18 protein-coding genes are annotated in these 17,545 nt (G+C 60.7%); 5 read left to right on the top strand and 13 right to left on the bottom strand.

Features of this window, described 5'->3' with window-relative positions; genetic code table 11:
* Positions 1–82 precede the first annotated feature (82 nt).
* The gene (locus tag M2497_RS14035) at positions 83–472 is read left to right on the top strand and encodes a DUF2946 domain-containing protein (protein ID WP_248488019.1); all 390 of its coding nucleotides are present in this window, start codon (positions 83–85) and stop codon (positions 470–472) included.
* A 94-nt stretch (positions 473–566) separates the two neighbouring features.
* Positions 567–2,693, top strand: a complete 2,127-nt coding sequence (locus M2497_RS14030) for a TonB-dependent receptor (protein ID WP_248488018.1) — start codon at positions 567–569, stop codon at positions 2,691–2,693.
* 138 nt (positions 2,694–2,831) lie between these two features.
* Here the strand turns inward: M2497_RS14030 and M2497_RS14025 are convergent, their stop codons facing one another.
* Positions 2,832–3,848 (bottom strand): ABC transporter substrate-binding protein, encoded by a 1,017-nt coding sequence (locus M2497_RS14025; protein WP_248488017.1) that lies wholly within the window; start codon positions 3,846–3,848, stop codon positions 2,832–2,834.
* A 133-nt stretch (positions 3,849–3,981) separates the two neighbouring features.
* On the bottom strand, positions 3,982–4,431 hold the full coding sequence (locus M2497_RS14020; protein WP_050554011.1) for a hypothetical protein: 450 nt from the start codon (positions 4,429–4,431) through the stop codon (positions 3,982–3,984).
* Positions 4,432–4,466: 35 nt separating this feature from the next.
* Here M2497_RS14020 and M2497_RS14015 point away from each other — a divergent pair, with 35 nt between their 5' ends.
* The 3 genes from M2497_RS14015 to M2497_RS14005 all read left to right on the top strand — a co-directional run bounded on the left by M2497_RS14015 (position 4,467) and on the right by M2497_RS14005 (position 5,769).
* Positions 4,467–5,123: a hypothetical protein gene (locus tag M2497_RS14015; RefSeq protein WP_248488016.1), complete on the top strand. Its 657-nt coding sequence runs from the start codon at positions 4,467–4,469 to the stop codon at positions 5,121–5,123.
* A 110-nt stretch (positions 5,124–5,233) separates the two neighbouring features.
* Positions 5,234–5,464 carry a hypothetical protein gene (locus tag M2497_RS14010; protein WP_248488015.1) on the top strand — a complete coding sequence of 77 codons (231 nt, stop codon included), beginning with the start codon at positions 5,234–5,236 and terminating at the stop codon, positions 5,462–5,464.
* A 68-nt stretch (positions 5,465–5,532) separates the two neighbouring features.
* Positions 5,533–5,769: a DUF2789 domain-containing protein gene (locus M2497_RS14005; protein ID WP_071496103.1), complete on the top strand. Its 237-nt coding sequence runs from the start codon at positions 5,533–5,535 to the stop codon at positions 5,767–5,769.
* A gap of 7 nt (positions 5,770–5,776) precedes the next feature.
* On the opposite strand, the gene M2497_RS14000 is transcribed toward M2497_RS14005, so the two are convergent.
* From M2497_RS14000 to M2497_RS13950, 11 genes are all read right to left on the bottom strand, one after another.
* Complete coding sequence (locus M2497_RS14000; protein WP_248488014.1) at positions 5,777–5,980, bottom strand: hypothetical protein; 204 nt, start codon at positions 5,978–5,980, stop codon at positions 5,777–5,779.
* A 114-nt stretch (positions 5,981–6,094) separates the two neighbouring features.
* Positions 6,095–7,690 carry a methyl-accepting chemotaxis protein gene (locus M2497_RS13995; RefSeq protein ID WP_248488013.1) on the bottom strand — a complete coding sequence of 532 codons (1,596 nt, stop codon included), beginning with the start codon at positions 7,688–7,690 and terminating at the stop codon, positions 6,095–6,097.
* A gap of 182 nt (positions 7,691–7,872) precedes the next feature.
* The gene (locus M2497_RS13990; protein ID WP_003191666.1) at positions 7,873–8,277 is read right to left on the bottom strand and encodes a TraR/DksA C4-type zinc finger protein; all 405 of its coding nucleotides are present in this window, start codon (positions 8,275–8,277) and stop codon (positions 7,873–7,875) included.
* A gap of 331 nt (positions 8,278–8,608) precedes the next feature.
* Positions 8,609–9,631 (bottom strand): ABC transporter permease, encoded by a 1,023-nt coding sequence (locus M2497_RS13985; RefSeq protein ID WP_016975559.1) that lies wholly within the window; start codon positions 9,629–9,631, stop codon positions 8,609–8,611.
* Between the two features lie 26 nt (positions 9,632–9,657).
* Positions 9,658–11,211, bottom strand: a complete 1,554-nt coding sequence (locus M2497_RS13980; protein WP_248488012.1) for a sugar ABC transporter ATP-binding protein — start codon at positions 11,209–11,211, stop codon at positions 9,658–9,660.
* A 65-nt stretch (positions 11,212–11,276) separates the two neighbouring features.
* Positions 11,277–12,206, bottom strand: a complete 930-nt coding sequence (locus M2497_RS13975; protein WP_248488011.1) for a sugar ABC transporter substrate-binding protein — start codon at positions 12,204–12,206, stop codon at positions 11,277–11,279.
* Positions 12,207–12,254: 48 nt separating this feature from the next.
* Entirely contained in the window at positions 12,255–12,431 is a 177-nt protein-coding gene (locus tag M2497_RS13970; RefSeq protein ID WP_248488010.1) for a hypothetical protein, read from the bottom strand.
* A 127-nt stretch (positions 12,432–12,558) separates the two neighbouring features.
* Positions 12,559–13,587, bottom strand: a complete 1,029-nt coding sequence (locus M2497_RS13965; RefSeq protein ID WP_248488009.1) for a Gfo/Idh/MocA family oxidoreductase — start codon at positions 13,585–13,587, stop codon at positions 12,559–12,561.
* Between the two features lie 152 nt (positions 13,588–13,739).
* Positions 13,740–14,750, bottom strand: a complete 1,011-nt coding sequence (locus M2497_RS13960; RefSeq protein WP_248488008.1) for a Gfo/Idh/MocA family oxidoreductase — start codon at positions 14,748–14,750, stop codon at positions 13,740–13,742.
* Positions 14,751–14,769: 19 nt separating this feature from the next.
* Positions 14,770–16,701, bottom strand: a complete 1,932-nt coding sequence (iolD, locus tag M2497_RS13955) for a 3D-(3,5/4)-trihydroxycyclohexane-1,2-dione acylhydrolase (decyclizing) (protein WP_248488007.1) — start codon at positions 16,699–16,701, stop codon at positions 14,770–14,772.
* A gap of 10 nt (positions 16,702–16,711) precedes the next feature.
* Positions 16,712–17,527 carry a TIM barrel protein gene (locus tag M2497_RS13950; RefSeq protein ID WP_248488006.1) on the bottom strand — a complete coding sequence of 272 codons (816 nt, stop codon included), beginning with the start codon at positions 17,525–17,527 and terminating at the stop codon, positions 16,712–16,714.
* Between the last annotated feature and the right edge of the window lie 18 nt (positions 17,528–17,545).

Here is a 17,545-nt window from a genome sequence, read left to right as displayed (position 1 = left end):
CCTGAAAAGGTGCGAAACAGGATAGTCGCCCTGAGATTTTTTGCAGGCATTTCGTCGGCGGCTGATGGTAAAGTGCCGCCCCATGAAACTTGCCCGTGCCGACCGCTCGCTCATTGCCTGGATGCTCTACTGCTGCGTCCTGTTCAATGTGTTCGCCTGCAGTATCGGTCATGGGCAGATGGTCGGGATGCAGCTCAATGGCATAGGCGGCCAGTTCTGTACGGTGGACCCGCGTACCCAGGCGCCCAAGCCGTCCAATTCCACTGAAGAGAATTTACCGACGCTGTCCAAGGCGTTTGGTTGCCCGCTGTGTTCCACCGGCGGCATGGGCCCGGCGCTGAGTTCCAGCCTGAATGTGGCGGTGTTGCCACAGCCCCAAGCACCACCGCCTGCCATTGTCCTGGCTGCCGACATCCCTGCCCGCTTCACCTGGCCTGCGGCTAATCCGCGCGCGCCGCCTGCCTTCACCTGATGCCTTCGCTTTCCGATCTGCACTGAGCACCGTTTCCGCAAGGAAGTACGGGCGCCTGTGCGTTGTTTTCAAGCAAGCTTTTCAGGATTCAACCATGAAACATCTACCCCTGTTGGCAGGCCTGTTCGGCTGCCTGCCTGTCTGCGCCTGGGCCCTTGAGTTGGCCCCGACCACCATCGATGGCGAACAAGCCGCCGAACCCGGCCTGGCCCTGGATCAATCCAGCGGCGTAGCGTCGCGGTTGGGCTTGAGTGTGCGGGAAACCCCGGCGTCGGTGGCCATCGCCAATCGCAATGACATCGAGCGCCATGGCGCCAAAACCTTTCGCGATGCCGCCAACACCTTGCCCGGCGTCAACGCCAGCGCCCCGCCGGGGTTTGGCGGGTTTGTCTCCTATCGCGGTTTTACCAGCAGCCAGATCACCCAGATGTTCAACGGCATCAATGTCGCCACTGGTCTGGCCCGCCCCGTGGATGCATGGATCTATGACCGGGTGGAGCTGGTGGGTGGCCCCTCCTCGCTGATCAACGGCGCAGGCTCCGTGGGCGGCTCGCTCAACTACGTGACCAAGCTGGCCACCCGCGAGGAACAAGCCGCCGAAGGCCAGCTCACCTACGGCAGCTACGACACCGCCGGCATGGCCTTCGGCGTCAACCATGCCCTGACCGAACCTGGCGCCGAGGTGCAGCATTACGCCCGCCTGGATGTGAGCCGCAACACCAACCACAGCTACATCGACCGCGATCAGCGCGACGCCTGGAGCCTGGCGTTTTCCTTGCTCAGCGACCTCACGCCCAACCTGTCCCACACCCTGGCGCTGGAATATCAGGATGAGCATGAAGACAGCCCCTACTGGGGCACGCCGGTGCTCAACCCCAAGGCGGGCGAGTTGAAGATCGACAAACACAACCGTTTCAACAACTACAACGTCGCCGACGGGCGCTACGAACAGCGCACCCTCTGGGCGCGTTCGATCATCGACTACCGCCTCAACGACAGCACCACCCTGAAAAACACCCTTTACCACTTGGACAGCCAACGCGATTACCGCAACCTTGAAACCTATCAGTACAACGCGAACAACACGGCGGTAAACCGTTCGACGGCCTATCAGGTGCGCCATCAAGGTGAACAGAACGGCAACCAGTTCGAGCTGCGCCACGACGATAGCCTCTTCGGCCTGTCAACTACCTGGTCCGGCGGCTTCGAGTACAAGGTCAACAGCACCACCAATACACCGTGGAACGTACCCGGCAACAGCACGGTAGACCCCAACAACTTTGACCCCGGACACTTCTTTGACCTCCCGCGGACCCGGGAAAGCTTCGGCAAGGACAAGACCAACGCTGTCACCACCAAGGCATTGTTCGTGGAGAATCGCCTGGGTCTTACCGACAAATTGTCGCTGTTGACCGGCCTGCGTTATGACGCCATCGACCTGGACGTCACCAATCATCGCGCAATAACCGCCACCAACCCCCGCCACTTCAAACGCAGCTGGGAGCCGGTGACCGGACGCGTGGGCCTGACCTACCAGTTCATCCCAACGGCCAATGTGTATGTGCAATACAGCACCGCCGCCGAGCAACCGAACACCACCACGCAGGTGTTTGATGTCTCGACGGGCAAGCAGTGGGAAGTGGGCAGCAAGTTCGATTACCTGGACGGCCGTGGTTCGGCCACCGTCGCCGCGTACAAGATCGAGCGCAAGGACTTTGCCGTCACCGACCCACAGGATCCCACCAACAGCATTCCGGTCGGCGCACAGTCATCCAAGGGGATCGAATTGGCCAGCTCGCTGCGCATCACGCCAAAGTTGCTGGCGGAAGGCAATTTCGCCTGGGTGGACGCCGAATACGATGACTTCAACGAGAAAATCGCCAGTGGCGCAGTGGTGTCGCGCAAGGGCAACACGCCAACCAACGTACCCAAGCGCGTGGGGAATCTGTGGCTGACCTATGATTTTGCCGAGGATTGGCAAGGGGGCGTGGACGCCCGATATGTAGCCGAGGTGTATGCGGACAACGCCAACACCCAGACAGTGCCGGCCTACACGCTGTTCGGAACGTTCCTGCGCTATAAGGTGGATTCACACACCTCGGTGACGGGCCGTGTGCGCAACTTGACGAATGAGGTGTATGCCGAGTTTGCCCATGTGTCGCCGGCGTATTACTTGGGCTCACCACGAACCTTTGAGTTGGCGGTACAGACCCGGTTCTGATCCTGGAATGCAACTAAATGTGGGAGGGGGCTTGCTCCCGATAGCGGTGAATCAGTCGACCATGCCGTGACTGATACGCTGCAATCGGAAGCAAGCTCCCTCCCACCCTTGATTTGCATTGAACTGAAAGATCCGTGGTTATTTCAGGCTCGCCTCAACCTTCTGCGCCACATCCTCAGTCAACCAAGCCTTCCACACTTCAGGATGCTCCTTGAGAAACGCCTGGGCCACCTCCCGTGGTGCCGTGTGGTTTTCGCTCATGGTCGCCAGCGCCTTGTTCAACGGCTCAATCGGAAACTCGACTTTCTCGAAGAACTGCGCAATCTGCGGATGATCTTTCTGGAACGGCGTCGATACCCCGATACTCAACTTCGACGCCAACGACCGGGTCGGCTTCGGATCAGGGTTATCCGCATCGGTCAGGGTCTTCCATGCCTCGGCATCAAACGGCGGCTCTTCCAGCTGGATCAACTTGTAACGCCCCATCAGCGGCGTCGGCGACCAGTAATAGAACAGCACCGGCTTGCCGCGGCGGATCGACGAGGCGATCTCGGCATCCAGTGCCGCGCCCGAACCACTGCGGAAATTCACGTAGCTGTCATCCAGGCCGTAGGCCTTGAGCTTCTGTTTGTTGACCACTTCCGAGGTCCAGCCGATGGGGCTGTTGAGAAAGCGCCCCTTGCCGGGGGATTCCGGGTCCTTGAACACGTCCTTGTAGCGCGCCAGGTCCTTCACACTCTTGAGGTCCGGCGCCAGGGGCTTGATACCTTTGGCGGGGTCACCCTTGACCACGTATTCCGGCACCCACCAGCCTTCGGTCGCGCCTTTGACCGTGTCACCCAGGCCCACCACTTTGCCTTCGGCCTCGGCCTTGACCCACACCGGGCTGCGGCCGGCCCACTCTTCACCGATCACCTGGATGTCGTTCTTTGCCAGGGCGGTTTCCAGGGTGATGGTGGTGCCGGGCAAGGTATCGGTGGGCAGGTCGTAGCCCTTCTCGACAATCACCCGCAGCACTTCGGTGATCAGGCTGCCGCTTTCCCAGTTCAGGTCGGCAAAATGTATCGGCGCCTCGGCGGCGTTCACTGGCAACGTGGCCATAGACAGCCCCAGGCTCGTCAGCGACGCAGCCAACAGCGTTCTCAATCCTTTCATGCCTTCGCACCTCGCGATATCGCAGCCAATGGCGGACGGCTTTGCTACGTATGCGCGAAGCCTCTGAATAGTTAAGTCAACTCAACTGTAGTAGAGGTTCCGGGAGATAACGGGTGTTCGCGGTTTTTGCTGATTATTCACTGGCCTTGAAGGTGACCAGTTCGCCTTTGCGCCATTTGGCGGCCTTGCCGGTCACGGCCTTCAGGGTTTTGGTCAGGCCTTCCTGCAGTTGCTCGTTGGCGGCGAACACCAGCATCACGCTGTGGCCCTCCTTGAACACGATGCCCTGGCCTTCGGCCGAGGACACAAAGGCGTAGTCGCCCAGGCCATAGACCGTCAACTTGATATCGCGGAACTTCAATTCGAACTTGCCGCCCTCACGACTGGGCAATACCGCCGCCCGGAAATGGTCGCCGACCTTGAGCTCAAGGCGCGGTTTGTCATCCACCACCATCGCCGCCTCGGTATCGATTTCGGCAATGTAGATGCCTTCCGGCGTCTGCTCGGTAATATAAACAAAACGGGATTGGAACTGTTTGACCAACTTTGCGCGCAAATCACCCAGCACGAATAACGCGTGCATATCCAGATTACTGACTGCCAAGGAAACGCCCCCACATGGAAAGAGCGCTGTCCGCCAGAGCGGGCAGCACAAAAAAACGGCCATCACGGCACGATCACACAACTCATTCTTTGAAAAAACTGAAGAAAATCCTGCTGTCGAGCCGAAAGACTAGTACAGACATGCTCGATGGGCCTTGTGCAAGGTCATCAGGCGCCACAGGAGATCACAGGTTCAACGGCCCGAGAATACGGGTCGACCAACTTCAGAGAATAACCCGATTAAAAATGCAGTTTTCCGACATGCATACACAAATGAATACGCTGTCATGGAACCGGACGCTGACTGCTGACGACAATACTAAAACAGCAGCACCGATCAAAACCAGTCAAAACGCTGCAATCCAGTCATCCCGCCAGATCGAAAAGGAGCAGGCCATGCAACGATCACCCTACAGCGCTATGTCTTCGCAAACCCGTTCATCCTGTCAGGACGAGGCTCAATACTACCGCTTGAACAGCTTCGAGGGGTACCCGGATTCGGTTCTTTACCAAGTCGTACCTGCCGGCCGGAACTTCTTCCACGTGCGCGAAGTGCTCAGCGGCCGCATCAAAGGCTTTCGCAGCGACCATGTCAAGGCCTGTGAACTGGCCAGAAAACTGGAAGCCATGTTGCACGCCCCCCACGGAGCAATCGTTTCGTCCGCCCGGTAACTTTACTGCGCCGCCGAACCGCAACAACTGCCATACTGGCCCGTCCACTGAAGTTTGCGCCCCACGGGCCAGGTTTCTCCAGTGCAGTTATCTCCAAGGGAAGGCTCTACGTGACGGAATTTGATATCGGCGAATTTTTCATCCATGGCGACGCAAGGGAAGTAGATGGTGAGTTTCAAGCAGTGATCGTGATGCGGGCCAAGCCACCGCTGACCACTGTGACCACGCACCAAGTGGAAAAAGACCGCTGGTTCAAAACTGTCGATGCAGCCGCCGTCGCTGCAAAAGAGGCCGCCAAGGCGTTAAAGACTGCTGTGGATGCCGGGGCCCTGAATTCCTGAACATTCGATAGAACTCCGCTGCGCTACAACCCTCCCATGCATAACGACCACCCTGCATGGAGAACGAAATGGACGCGCCAATCCCCACCCTTGAAACCCTGTTTGAACAATTAGGCCTGGATTCAACCCCGGAGGCCATCGACGCATTTATCGTCGCCCATCCGCTGCCCGAAGATGTGAAACTGATCGATGCGCCGTTCTGGTCCGCACAACAGGCCAGCTTTCTCAAGGAAGAACTGCGTGACGACGCCGAATGGGCGATTGCGGTGGATGAGCTGAACCAACGCCTGCATCAACCGCACTAAGCAGCCGTCAATGCAGGCTGTCTGACTGCTCCAGCCGCAACAGCGCCTGCCAGGCAGCCCTGCACTCCTCCGCCTCATCGCGACTGGCGAACGCCGTACCGCGCTGCTCTCCATTGAGCAATACCACCCAACAGGCCTTTTGACCCAATGCCCGCAAGGCTTGCGGTACACCACTGCCAATCATCACGGCGACATCGACTTTGTTTTGCATGGAACTTCTCCGCAGCATTAGTTAGCTGGCTAACAATGTTCGCCATGCTACGGTTTTCCTGCTGTTGGAAAAAGCTATCCCCGGAATAGCTCCCTTGCATAAACCGCAATAATCCTAACGCCCGCCTTTCGCGGCCTCGGGCTTGTAACCCAGGCGCAAACCGCCCCAATGCCGGCCCTTGACCATGATCGGCACCGACAGATCGTGCATCAGCTCACCGGTGTCGCGGGTATAGGTTTGCAACAACACCGCCTGCTGATGGCTGCCGCAGCGAATCCCGGTACGGTCATCGAACTTGCGCTTGGTGCGGTTCTGCACAGCGTCCACCTGCGCATCACCGGTCAGCGCCTGGGAAAACGCCTTGTTGTGCGTCGGCACATAGCCCTGGGGCGTGCAGGCAATGGCGAACACCAACCCTTCGTGACGCGGCAACAGCGCCTCCTGGATCGCCGGCAACACCTGGTCGGTGTAACCGTCGAAGCGGGTGTGGTATTTGCTCGGACTGGTGTTGGCAATCGGCGTGTAGCTGCGGTCGAACAGGTCATCCAGGCTGATGCGGTTCTGCTGCACATCGGCCTCGAATTGCGCGGCAATGCGGCTGGCGCCTTCGCGAGCCAGGTCATAGATGCGCTGGTGGTAGTCATCCAGCCCGACTTCCGCCAGACGCTCGCTGATGGTTTCGGCCTGGCCTTCCATTTGTACAGCCGCGTCGGCCAGTTGGCGGGTTTGCTGATCGCTGACGGCGAGGTCGCTGCGCATCTGCTCCACGGCATGGAACAGGCTATCGAGCTGGGTGCGGTTGGTGTCGGTGCCCTGGGCAATTTCATTGACCTGGCCTTCCACATCCGCCGCCAGGCTGGCGATATTTTGCAGCTGCTCGCCAGCGTGCTCTACCTGCTCGACACCGGTGTGCAGGTCCGCCGAGAGCTGGCGAATCTGCTCCACCACCTGGGCAGTGCGTTGCTGGATGTCGGCCACCATCACACCGACTTCATCGGTGGCCGTGGCGGTACGCCCGGCCAGCCCGCGCACTTCGTCCGCCACCACGGCAAACCCGCGACCATGTTCACCGGCCCGCGCCGCCTCAATCGCCGCGTTCAGCGCCAGCAGGTTGGTCTGGCTGGCGATGGACTGGATCACCAGGGTCACGCGCTGGATTTCCTCGCTGCGCTGGCTCAAGGCTTCGATCAGCTCACGGCTGGCATTCGCACGCTGGCTGAGCTGGTGCATGCGGCTGATCGACTGGGCCAGCACTTCACGGCCTTCGGTGCTGCGCTGATGGGCCTGGCTCGCGGCGCTCAATGCCTCACGGCTGAGCTGGGACGTCACCTTCTCAGTGCCGATCATCACTTCGGCACTGCTGACGATCTGCTTGGCCGCACTCAACTGCGACTGCAGGCGCGCCGCCAGTTGCTTGACCGAATAGGCCACGCCGGCGGCGGAGAGTGCGTTATGGCTGGTGGTATAGGACAGGTCGCGGGTCAACTCGCCAATGGCATCGGCGGTGTCGGAAGGCGCAATAACCGGCGTACGATTTTTCAGGCGAGGCAGCCAGATCACCAGCACGGCCAGTGGCAGGCAAAGGTAGAGCGGCAAATTGGCGAACACGAGGCCCAGCAGTACCAGCACCAGGGCGGTGCTCTGCAACAACGGCGTGAGCCAGCCGGGCAGCCCGCGTACCACCGGTTGCGGTGACACAGCTGCGCCCATCAGAGATCCGTCTCCAGCCATCTTCGTTACCCCACTGCTTGTCATTATTGTCGCTGCATTAAACGCCACTATCGGGCCATTATCCATGGGCCTTTAGTGGGGTAGCTTGCAGCAGATCAATAGACGGGGCGTAACGGGTCTTGCCCTGGGGAACCGCGTGGCGGCCCCCCAGCTTCACCGCATCAGGCTTGGCGCTGGTGCTTGTCGATCTGCTCGTGGCGCTCTTGCGCTTCGATGCAGTACTTGGTGGTGGGGCTGATCAGCAGGCGCTTGAGGCCGATAGGCTCGCCGCTGTCATCACACCAGCCAAAGGAATCTTCCTTGATGCGCTCCAGGGCACGCTCAAGCTGCGGCAGCATGCGCTGGTCGCGGTCGATGGCGTTGACCAGCCAGGTACGCTCTTCTTCCACGGAAGCGGCGTCGGCCGGGTCGGCCGGGGTGTCCAGGCTTTCAATGGCGATACGGTTCTGTTCAATGCGCTCGTGGTGTTCCACTTTCATGTCTTGCAGCAACTTCTCGAAAAAAGCGTGCTGTTCGGCATTCATGTAGTCATCCGCCGGCATGGCCAGCAACTTTTCCTTTGTCATTGATTTCTCTATAAAAAATACGTGCATTAAGGCGAATAAGGGAGCGTTCCGGCAGGCCTCTGCAGGTCTCGGAAAGGCGCCGTCCATTTCAAGCGCCACCCGGCACTCAATTTACGAGGGGCGGCAGTCTAAGGCCGACTTGAGGGCGCAGCAACTGAAATGACAGGCATTTTTTCCCGGATAACCCCAAAAGGCACCAGGACGGGCTTGGCGAATGGTTATCGGAGTGCGTTTATAGCAGGAAAGTTCGTGAAACAGCTATAAGCTGCAAGCGACAAGCTGCAAACATCAGCATGCTTGCAGCTTGAGGCTTAACGCTTGCCGCTGCGCCTCAGCGCTTGAGCTTACGCTTGTTGCGGTATTGGTCGATGACCACGGCCACCACAATGATCAGGCCCTTGATGATGTCCTGGATATACGCATCCACCCCGACAAAGGTAAACCCGCTGGCCATCACCCCGAGGATCAGCGCGCCGATCACCGTGCCGGTAATGCGCCCTACCCCGCCCGCCAGGCTGGTACCGCCGATGACCGCAGCGGCAATCGCATCCAGTTCATAGGACATGCCCATGCCCGCCTGCCCGGTCGCAGCACGTGCCGAAGCCACTACGCCGGCCAGGCCTGCGAGCAAACCGGCGATGCTGTAGACAATGATCAGGTGGCGCTTGACGTTGATCCCCGAGGTGCGCGCCGCCTGCATGTTGCCGCCGATGGCGTAGGTGTACTTGCCGTACTTGGTGTAGCGCAGGGCGATGTGGAAGATCACCGCCACCACCAGGAAGATGATCACCGGCATCGCGCCATGGCCGATGGCCGTGTACGAGTCCGAGAGCATGCTCACCGGCTGGCCTTCGGTGTAGTAACGCGCCAGGCCACGGGCCGAAACCATCATGCCCAGGGTGGCAATGAACGGCGGAATGCCAGTGACAGCAATGATGCTGCCGTTGATCGCCCCCGCCAACAGCCCCACACCCAGCCCCATCGCCACCGGAATCCATACCGGCAAGTCGGTCAGGCTGGGGAACACCGCCCGGGAAAAGTCGGAAGTCTGCGCCAAACTGGCGGCAATCATCGCCGACAGCGCCAGCACCGAGCCTGAAGACAGGTCGATACCCGTGGTGATGATCACCTGGGTCACACCGATCGCCAGCAAGCCGATGATCGACACTTGCAGGATCATCAGCACCAGGCGCTGGGAGTTCATCAGGAAGCTCTGGTCGCGCACGATCCAGCCGAACAATTCAAACACCAGGCCAATGCCGATCAGCACCAGGAAGATGCTCAGCTCGGTGGGCATGCGTCGACGACTTTTGGTTGGCACCGTCGCAGGTTTGTTATCCGTTATTGCGTTCATAGCCCATCACCTTTTTATTCTGTACGTCAGTGGACTGCGGTCATCCCGGAGGCCAACTGCATGACTTTTTCCTGGGTCGCATCGCTGCGGTCCAGGGTGCCCATCAATTCGCCCTCGTGCATCACCATGACCCGGTCGCTCATGCCCAGCACTTCGGGCAACTCGGAAGAAATCATGATCACCGCCATGCCTTCGCTGGCGAGGAACGAGATCAGCCGGTAGATCTCGGCCTTGGCGCCCACGTCGATGCCCCGGGTCGGTTCATCGAGGATCAGCAGGCGCGGGTTGGTCATCAGCCAGCGCGCGAGCAAGGCCTTCTGCTGGTTGCCGCCGGACAAGGTGTCGATGCACTGCTCAAGGGACGGGGTTTTCACCCGCAGCTTCTTGCACATGTCTTCGCACAGCGCCCGCAGGGCTTTCTGCTGGATAAAGCCGTTGCCGGTGTAGTGCGGCAGCACCGCCATTTCCATGTTTTCCAGCACCGACAGGCACGGGAACAGGCCACTGAGCTTGCGGTCCTCGGTCAACAGGGCAAAACCTTTCTCGATGGCCATGTGCGGGTCGGTAATGCGCACCGCCTTGCCATCCAGGGTGATCTGGCCACTGCTGCTGGGGGTGATGCCGAAAATGGTCTCGGCCACGTTGGTGCGGCCCGACCCCATCAACCCGGCGATGCCGAGGATCTCGCCGGCATGCAAGTCGAAGGACACGTCCTTGAACACGCCGTCCAGGCTCAGGTCGCGCACCGACAGAAGCAGATCGCCGATGGGCGTCTCGCGCACCGGGAACAGCTGGCTCAGCTCACGGCCGACCATCATCGAGATCAGGCTGTCGCTGTTCATGCTGTCGGCGCGCTGCAGGCCGATGTACTGGCCGTCGCGGAACACCGCCACTTCATCGGCGATGGCGAACACTTCGTTCATTTTGTGCGTGATGTAGACGATGCCTTTGCCCTGGGACTTGAGGTCGGCAATGATCGAAAACAGATGGGCCACTTCCTTCTCGGTAATGGCCGAGGTCGGTTCATCCATGATCAGGATGTCGGAGTCGTAGGACACGGCCTTGGCAATTTCGACCATCTGCCGTTCGGCGATGCTCAGGTTACCCACGTGTTCCTCGGGGTCCAGGTTGATACGCAGGCGCGCCAGCAACTCGGCGGTGCAACGATGCATTTCGCGGTGGTTGACCATGTGCAGGCTGTTGAGCTGCTCGCGGCCGATCCAGATGTTCTCGGCGATGCTCATGTGCGGCATCAGGTTGAGTTCCTGGTGGATCATCGCGATCCCGGCCTTCTGGGCCGCCAGGGGGGTTTCAAACACAATCGGCTTGCCACGCAGGCGAATCTCGCCGGCGTCAGGCTGGTAGATGCCGGCGATGATCTTCATCAGCGTCGACTTGCCCGCACCGTTCTCGCCCATCAGCGCCAGCACCGTGCCAGGGCGAACGCGCAACTGCACGTCGGCCAGGGCCACGACGCCGGGAAAGCCTTTGCTGATGTTGACGATTTCCAGCAGGTAGGGTTCGTCCAGCGGCAGCGGCTGGATACCGGGAGGCTGCGAGACAGCGGCTTGAGCGAGCATAGGGAGGTACTCCATCGGCAAGGCGGGCACGACCGCCCTGCCGGCTTATTGTTGTTATGTAGGGACTACTTGAAGTCTTTGACGTTGTCCGGGGTGATCAGCTGGAACGGGATCACCACGTTCTGCTCGATGGGCTCGTTCTTGGCCATCTTGCGCGCGGTCTCTACCGACTTGTCCGCCTGGCCCTTGGCATCCTGGAAGGCCGACACGGTCATGTCACCCTTGGTGATCGCGTTCAAGCCGTCTGGCGTGCCGTCGACACCGGCGATCAACACGCCCTTCTTGCCCGCAGACTTCAGCGCCATGGACGCGCCGATGGCCATTTCATCGTTGTTGGCCAACACCGCGTTGAATTCACGGCCCTGGGTCAGCCAGTCGTTGACCAGGGTCATGCCCTTGTCACGCAGCCAGATCCCGGTCTGTTCCTGCTCGATCTTGATGCCTGGGTACTTGCTCAGGACTTCCTTCACCCCCTTGGTGCGGTTGGTGGTGGAGTTGTTCGCCAGGTCGCCCAGCAGGATCACGATGTTGCCCTTGCCGCCGAGTTTTTCTGCGATGTACTGCATCTGCAACTTGCCGGCCTCGACGTCGTCGGAGGTCACCGCCGCGACGCCCGGCGCCAGGGTCGGGCTGTCAGGACGGCGGTTGACGAACACCAGCGGGATTTTCGCTGCGGTGGCGGCCTTGATGATGTTGGCGGTCGAGGCGGTATCCACCGGGTTGACGATGATCGCGTCGACTTTCTGGCTGATAAAGTTCTCGACCTGGCTCAACTGCTTGACCACGTCGGCACGCGCATCTTCGAACTGCAACTGCACGCCGTCACCCTTGGGGTAGGACTTGGCTTGCTTGTCCATGTCTTCGCGCAGGTAGGTGAGGAAGGTGTCATCGAAGGCGGACATACTCACGCCTATCTTGAGATCGGCGGCCGAGGCAACACCGCTGGCGAGCAGCATGGACAAGGCCAGCGCGGTAAAACGGATCGGGGTCTTCATGAACGGTCTGTCTCCACTTTCTTGTTGGTTTTTTGGACGTTGCGTTTATCAGAGCTCGGCAGGCAGCCGCACGACCGGTGCGCCGGGAATGCAGCAGACCAGCGCGCCTTGGTTTTCGACGCACAGCACATTAAGGAAGGAGAAGTAAAACGGCCGGGCGCGGGGCAGATCGCGTGGCGTGTGGGCAGGGCGTAAAACTCGCAGTACAGCGTTGAAGATTTTCATCTGACGGTACCTGGTTGTTTTTGATCTTGTTTTTGTTGAGTCGTGCGGATCGAGTCCGAACGTACTTTATGCAACCTGGAAAAGACTTTATTGGAAAATAATTTCCATATCAACCTGTTTTAGAATTTTATTCTATTTTTGTTGAAACCACCTGCTGGCGCTCGGCGCTCAGGCGTGCGGCGTCCAATATACGGGTGGTTTCCAGTGCATCATAGGCGTCCACCGGCAGCGGTCCCTGCCCTTGCACAGCCACTTGCAACTGCCGATAGAACTGCGTCCAGCAGCCCTTCTCCGACGGCACCCGCTCGCGTTCCGGGCCTTGTTCGAACCAGCCCCAGCGTCGGTGTTCTTCCGCCCCCCAGTGCTCGCCTTCGGTTTTCGGCGACTTGCCGGCCATCAAGGCCTCTTCCTGGCCGTCCAGGCCTTCAACGGTGTAGCACCCGGAGGTGCCGCTCACACGAAAGCGTGGCGCCTGGCTGTTTTGCAGGGCATTGCCCCACAGGTGCGAGATGACGCCGTTGGCATGGGTCAGGGAGACAAAGAAGCCATGGTCCACCGTAGGGTGTTCGGCGGTGTAGTGCAGTTGGGCGAACACCCGGTCAACCGGGCCGAACAGTTGCAGGGCCTGATCGACCAGGTGGCTGCCCAGGTCGCGCAACCAGCCGCCACCGCTGGCGTTGCCCACGGCTTGCGGGCTGTAGCGTTCCACGCGGGATTCGAAACGGGTGATTGTGCCCAGGGCGCCAGCGTCGATCAGTTTGCGCAGGGTCAGGTAGTCCGAGTCCCAGCGCCGGTTCTGGTAGACGCTGAGCAACGAGCCCTGGCGTTCAGCGGCGGTGATCAAGGCCTGGGCCTGTTCGGCGTTGGCGGCGAAGGGTTTGTCGCTGACCACGGCTACGCCGTGTTCGATGGCCTCAAGCACCAGCGCGGGGCGGCCCTTGAGGGTGGTGGAGATGACCAGGGCATCGACGCCGGCTTCGACGATCTGGCCGATGGAGTCGAAGGCCTTGAGGCCTGGGTGGTCGGTTGCCAGTTGCTGGCGGCGTTCCGCAGACCTGGTGACCACGCCGACAAATGTGGCACCGGCCAATGTGGCAATCAGCGGCGCATGAAAGAAGCGCCCTCCATGGCCGTAGCCGACTAGTCCGATTCGCATACCTACACTCCTTGCTTGAAGTGAAAACCCGATTCAACTGTGGGAGGGGGCTTGCCCCCGATTACAGTGTGTCAGTCAATGAATATCTATCTGATCCACCGCCATCGGGGGCAAGCCCCCTCCCACATTTTTCACAGCATTTCTTCAGTGATTCAGCCGTAGAAACGTGGGCGATCCGGCAAGCTCACCTTCACAATCTGCTCACTGCCCTGCGCTTCAATACACGCATCCGCCGCCACCGCCGCCGCAAAGCCATCCCACGCCGACGGCCCACCCACCTGTCCGGCGCGCACGCTGTCGATGAACGCCTGCAACTCCACGTCATACGCGCCGATAAACCGATCCTTCCAGTCCATCAGGATCGCGTTGGACAGCTTCGCGCCACTGCGCATCTGCACCTGGGAAGGCTCCGGCAGCTTGGCGATACCGGTCTCACCCACCACTTCGCACTGGATGTCATAGCCGTACTGGCAGTTCACAAACACTTCCACATCGATGCGCGTGCCCTTGGCGGTTTCCAGCAGCACGATCTGCGGGTCACGCAGGTGGGCCAGGGCCTTGCTGGATTTGCGCGGGAACACCACCTGCACCGACACGTAGTCATCGTTGAGCAGCCAACGCAACACATCCAGCTCGTGGATCAGGGTGTCGGTGATCGCCATGTCGGTCTTGTAGTTTTCGACCACCGTCGGGTTACGGTGCGCGCAGTGCAGCATCAGCGGCTCGCCGATCTGGCCGCTGTCGATCACAGCCTTGAGTGCGCGATAGCCTTCGTCATACGGCCGCATGAAGCCGACCTGCACCAGGCGCTTGCCGTAAGCTACCTCGGCGTCAACAATCTTGCGGCAGCCCTCGGCGGTGACCGCCAGGGGTTTTTCGCAGAACACCGGTTTGCCGGCGGCGATGGCGGCGAGCACGAATTCTTCGTGGCTCGGGCCCCAGGACGTCACCAGCACGGCCTCGACCTGCGGCGAGTTGATCAACGCATGGCCGTCGGCGTACACCTCAGCGTCCAGCTTCAAATCGGCGACGACCTTGGCGGCCTGCTCCAGGTTGATGTCAGTCACCGCCACCACCTGGCTGTTGAGCAAGGTCTGGCTGCAACGACGGATATGGTCCCGGCCGATAGCGCCTGTACCGATGACACCTAGCTTCAAAGACATACAAACACTCCTCTTGTTATTAGTACTGCCGGGCCTTCGCCAGGTGTTCATTGAGTTTTTTCGCGGCGGCATTCGTGCGTTCGCTGGTGGACACTTGCGCCACCCCTACCCGCCACCACGACAGGTAGCCGTGGACCATGGTCTTGGGCAGCACCTTGATATCGATCAGCGTCGACACCGTTTGCGTGCGCGCATCCGCCAGCGCCGCTTCGAGTTGCTCCACCGTGCTGACTTTGTAGGTCTTGCAACCATAGGCCGCCGCACTCATAGCGAAGTCCACCGGCACCAGGCCACCGTCGAGCTTGCCGCTCTCAGGGTTGCGGTAGCGGAATTCAGTGCCGAAGCTGTCCATGCCATTGCCGATCTGCAGGTTGTTGATGCAGCCGAACGCCATGTTGTCGAGCAGCACCACGTTGATCTTGCGCCGCTCCTGGATCGAGGTGGCCAGCTCCGAGTGCAGCATCATGTAGGAGCCATCGCCGACCAGGGCGTACACCTCTTTAGTCGGCTCGGCGAGTTTCACGCCGAGCGCCGCGTTGATCTCGTAACCCATGCACGAATAGCCGTATTCGACGTGGTAGGTGTTGACACCCTTGCTGCGCCAGGCGCGTTGCAGGTCGCCGGGCAGGCTGCCCGCGGCGGCGACGATGATCGCGTCGTCGGCCAGGGTCTGGTTGAGCACGCCCAGTACGCAGCTCTGAGTCAGGCACGAGCCGGTCAGCTCGATGAATTCACGCAGCACGCCACGGTCAAGGCGGTCGTCGACCTCGGGCACAAAGGCGTCGCCGTCGTATTCCACCTGGTGCACACGGTCCACTTCGGCGTCCAACTGCGCCTTGGCCTCGACGACCTGCCCACCCCAGCCAGAGCGATAATCGCCGAGGGCATCCGCCAATGCTTCGAGGGCTACCTGCGCGTCAGCCAGCACTTGCACGCCGTCAAGCTTCAAGGCATCGCAGGGGCTGATGTTGAGGTTAAGGAACGTCACCTCCGGGTGCTTGAACAGCGATTTGGACGAGGTGGTGAAATCGGTGTAACGCGTGCCCACCCCAATGATCAGGTCGGCCTCGGGCGCCAGCAGGTTGGCCGCCAGGCAACCGGTTTCGCCAATACCGCCCACGTTCAGCGGATGGCTGGAGACCACGGCGCTCTTGCCCGCCTGGGTTTCGGCGAAAGGAATATCAAAGCGCTCGGCAAAGGCTTGCAGCGCGGCATTCGCGCCTGAGTACTTCACCCCGCCACCGCAGATGATCAGCGGCTTGCGCTTGCCCCGGAAGGCGGCCACTGCATCACCGATCATCGCGCGGGTGGCCGGGCGCCGTTCGATACGGTGCACACGTTTTTGCAGGAAGTAATCCGGATAATCCCAGGCCTCGGCCTGCACGTCCTGGGGCAATGCCAGGGTCACCGCGCCGGTTTCAGCCGGGTCGGTGAGCACGCGCATGGCGTGGATCGCGGCGCTCATCAACTGCTCGGGGCGGTTGATACGGTCCCAGTATTTGCTCACGGAGCGAAAGGCATCGTTGGTGCTGATGCTCAGGTCGTGGAACTGTTCGATCTGTTGCAACACCGGGTCGGGTTGGCGACTGGCGTAGACATCGCCGGGCAACAACAGCAACGGAATACGGTTGGCCGTGGCGGTCGCGGCGGCGGTGAGCATATTGGCCGCCCCCGGGCCTACGGAGGCGGTGCACGCGTAGATCTTGCGGCGCAGGTGCTGCTTGGCGAACCCGATCGCCGCATGGGCCATGCCCTGCTCGTTGCGGCCCTGGTGCACCACCAGGTCGCCGCTGTCCTGCTCCAGGGCCTGGCCCAGGCCCAGCACGTTGCCGTGGCCGAAAATGGTGAACACCCCGGCGACGAACTTGCTCTGCACGCCATCGACTTCGATGTATTGGTTGTCCAGGAACTTCACCAGGGCCTGGGCCATGGTCAGTCGGGTTGTGGTCATGTCGCGCCCCTTATCGTTTCTGCAGGTGGGCGATGCTTGCGCCCAAGGCCTGCTGGATATCCGCCAGCCTGTGCACGCTCTCGGCAAACGGCTCGAACGACAGGTAGCCGCTGTAGCCGGTGCTGAGCAAGGTGTCGATCTGCGCCGCGTTGCCGAGGATGTCGCCCTCGCCAACCAGAACACGGTGGCCGTCGCGAATCGAACTCAGCGGCGCCTCGGTATCTTCGACGCCGGAGATATGGACCAGGCCGGTCAACTCCGGGAAGAACTCATGCTCGCTGGCCAGGTGATGATGGAAGGTGTCGTGCACCAGGCGGAACACATCCAGGCCGCCGATGGACTTGATCGCGTCCACCGCCACACGCTTGCGCCGCAGCGCACACTCTTCAAAGCCCAGGGGTTCGATAAACCCGAGGATGCCGTACTCGCGCAGGATCGGCGCCAGCTCGCTCAAGGCCGTGCGCAAGCCGGCCGCACGCCGGGCCTCGTTGCGCGTGTCCCCCGGCTCGTTGAGCGGGCACATCACCAGGCCCTGGGCGCCGCACTCGCCGGCGTAGGTCGCCAGCTTGATTGCCTGGGCACGGCGCTCGTCGTTCCACACGTCAAAGGGGTACAACGCGTTGATCGACAGCACCGTGATGCCCTGCACCGCGCACAACTCGCGCACGCGGCTGGCCGGGGTGCCAAACTCGATCTGCTTGTCCGCCAGGTCATTGCGCAGCTCGATGGCATCGCACTTGAGTGCCGCGGCCAACTGGATGAAGTCCGGCAGGGACAGGTTGGGCGCGACCATGCGGTTAAGGGCGAAACGTAGAGGCGACTTCATTGTTGTTATTCTCCGTCC

The sequence above is a fragment of the Pseudomonas sp. CYM-20-01 genome (assembly GCF_023169845.1).
GTDB classification, from domain to species: domain Bacteria; phylum Pseudomonadota; class Gammaproteobacteria; order Pseudomonadales; family Pseudomonadaceae; genus Aquipseudomonas; species Aquipseudomonas azotoformans.
Note: the sequence above shows the minus strand (reverse complement) of the source record. Positions and strands in the feature narration are given on the sequence as shown.